The 3,197-nt window shown below is 37.7% G+C and carries 2 protein-coding genes; both read left to right on the top strand.

The window, feature by feature from the left end; genetic code table 11:
- Positions 1 to 60 precede the first annotated feature (60 nt).
- Positions 61 to 684: a hypothetical protein gene (locus tag C9E89_RS23985; RefSeq protein ID WP_228199103.1), complete on the top strand. Its 624-nt coding sequence runs from the start codon at positions 61 to 63 to the stop codon at positions 682 to 684.
- 92 nt (positions 685 to 776) lie between these two features.
- Positions 777 to 3,197 (top strand): tape measure protein (locus C9E89_RS21965; protein ID WP_147305747.1); only part of this gene is annotated, 2,421 nt, incomplete at its 3' end.

Genomic DNA, 3,197 nt, shown 5'->3' with positions numbered 1-3,197 from the left:
ATGTGGTTTTTTTATACATAAATTAGTATCTTGGTCTAAATTTTAGGATTGGAGTGGGGTATGGAGCAAAAAATACTAGGCGAGTTATTCGGGGTTGAAGTCCACTCGCCAATCACAAGAAGTGAGGTTAGGGCGGTTGTTAAAAATCAGTTAAAACACGTAACACAGCTTATCAACACTGGATTAACCGAAGATCAAGCGCGATTCGATATTATTGATCAATTTGAAAGTTTTTTTAGTTCACTATCTAGTGAAGATAAGATTCGATTTGAAAGAATACACGCTGAAGAAGTAAGTGTTGCTCCTAAAGAGTGGTTTGGTGATTTAATAAATAAAAGTGATGAGACATTAGAAAATAATCAACAAGCTTTAAGTCAAGAAGTACCAAAAAATCTAGATTACAAGGGGGTGGTGGGTAAGAGAGTGGGTGGGGGTGGATCATTTAATAACCGTATATCACTTGTAATTACTTGTGTAATAGTTTTTCTTGTAATTCTACCAATAGCTTACTTTCTGGCTACCAAGGAGCCTAAAAAAAGCAATTACAGCCAATGTGTTGAAAATGGCGTTCAGTATTTCAAAGATATTGGATCATATCCGAAACTTTCAGATGGTAAGCATGCTGAAAATGTTGTTAGAGAAAGGTGCAATAGAAGTTCAGTTGCCTTTGGATCAATAGATTAATTGTAATCAAAAAAGCGCTTTGGTGCGCTTTTTACTACCCTAAATTTATAGCCCGCATCCGCGGGCTTTTTTATGCCCGTAGGAAAGTAGATATGGCTCAAGAATCAATTTTAAGAATCGTGATTGACTCACGAAATGCTGAACGCAATGCACAAGCATTAGATCGCGAGTTGAGAAGCATTCAGAGAAGTGGTGACTTTGCCAGTCGCTCTACAGATGGTCTTTCTGAAGCTACTCGTCAACTTGCTAGTTACATGATGGGAGTTTTAACGGTTGGAGCAGCTATTGCAAAAACAGACATGTATACAGGCTTGAGAAATAGATTAAAACTAGTAACAGAAGATCAATATGCTCTTAATAAAGCTATGTTTGATACATTTAAAATTGCACAGAATACTGCACAAGCGTGGGACTCTGTAGCACAAATCTACCAACGCTTTTCAGACAATTCAAAACGTTTAAATCTTACCCAAGAAAAGACAGCAGCATTAACAGATACGGTTGCAAAAGCCATCTCAATTAGCGGCGGTTCAGCCTCCTCCGCTGAGGCAGCATTAATTCAATTTTCACAAGCACTTGCTTCAAATGTGCTCAGAGGAGAGGAGCTGAATTCTGTCATGGAGCAAGCTCCAGGTCTTGCTAAAGCGATTGCTCAAGGGATGGGTATTACCGTTGGGCAGTTACGTTCAGTTGCAGCCGAAGGAAAAATTACAGGTGATGTTCTTGTTGAGGCTCTTACCAAAGCTAAAGATTCTGTAGATGATTTATTTGCAAAAACAGATTTTACAATTGGACAATCTCTTACTCAATTATCAAATGCAGTAACCCAGTTTATAGGTGAGGCAGGGCAAGGAAGTGGTGCAGCAACAATGCTGTCATCTTCTATTAAAAATTTAGCGGATAATCTTGATTTAGTTGTTAATGCAGGTACAGCAGTAGCAATGGGGTATGTAGCAAAATCAATGATGCTTGGAGCTATGGCAACATCAAAAGCAACATATTCATTGATTGCAAAAGTTGATGCAACTATCGCTGAAAGACAAGCTAATATTGCAGCAACCCAAGCCGAGGTTGCATCAGCAATAGCGGAAGCACAAAGTACGGAAGCGAAACTAGCAAATTTACAAGCTACAAGGGCGCAAATTGTAGAAGAATTAAGACTTGAACTTAGACGTATGAAAATGCAATTTTCAACACAAGGTACAATTAATTCAGAACTGAGAATGGCGTTGCTACGACAACAGCAGGTAGCGATTAATGCTGAATTACTCGCTACTGAAACAGCATTAGCAGCATCATCCACTCGATTATCAGTAGCACTAGCGGCACAAGCAGCAGCAACAAGTCGGTTGGCTTTGGGCAAAGCAGCTCTTATGGCAATGTTTAGTCCAATGGGAATTGCAATTGCAGCCACGGTAGCAGCTTTCTATTTTTTAAGTAGCAGTGCTGAGGAAGTCAAGGAATCTCTTGCAACACAGTCAGAATCAGTTGAAGCTCTAACTAAAAAATATTTAGAGCTAAATTCCGTACAAGCGCAAGTTGAAAGTGTGCGATTACGTAAAGAGGTGGATGCACAAAAAGATTCAATTGATGATGCTGAAAGCTCAATTGGTCGATTTATCTATCTTCAAAAAGAACTATTTAAAATCTCTGGTGATGACTATAAGCAATATAAGCAGGCAATAAAAGCTATCGCCACAGGTGCGGATGATGCAGGTGTAATGCTACAAAAAATGGTCGCTTCGGGTCGCTTTAGTCAAGATCAAGTTGATAGATTAGTTGAATATTCGGGTGCAGTTGCTGATTCTAAAAATAAAATTAATCAAAATAATACAGCTTTAGAGTTATTAACAAAGACTTCTGGGCAACATACAGTTGTGACAAAAGAAAGTACCAAACAATTGGCTGATCAAGCTGGTGCATTAAAAATAGCGACTCAAAATTTTTCAGATATGAAAGCGCATGTTATTGAGTCACTACAAGTACAGGTTGAATTTGCTAAGTTGAATAGTGCAAGTAAGGATCAAGTTAAAACTCTAAATGGTGTTATTAAGCAATATTCTTCAAATCAGATTTCTGCAACAGATGCAGTAAGTAATTTTAATGCATCAGCTAAAATGCCCGGTAATGTATTAATAGGTTTGCAGAATTACGCTACAAAAACTGATGGAGCAAAAAAGGAGGTAAATTCTCTTGCAGAAAAGATTAAACAACTCAATATACTAAGTCCAAATACAGTCAAAGCTACAGATGAACGAGCAGCAGCAGCAGATCGTGAGAAAAAATCTATAGAGGATGCTAAAAAAGCCTATGATGACTTAAGAGATGCATACGCAAAGAAAAATTTAAGTATTGATTTTGATTTAAAGAATATCAAACTACTTGGTTTGGAGATGGGTAAAGCGGTATCTGAATTCTATGATGAAAATAAAATTCCAAAAACTCGTAGTTTAACTAGTGGAGAATGGAAGGAATTCCAAAAACACTTCGATAAGCAACAAGCCTTAAAACAA

It is taken from the genome of Acinetobacter sichuanensis, from assembly GCF_003024515.2.
Taxonomy (GTDB): domain Bacteria; phylum Pseudomonadota; class Gammaproteobacteria; order Pseudomonadales; family Moraxellaceae; genus Acinetobacter; species Acinetobacter sichuanensis.
The sequence above is the reverse complement of the archived record's forward strand: the minus strand, read 5'-3'. Positions and strand labels throughout refer to the sequence as shown.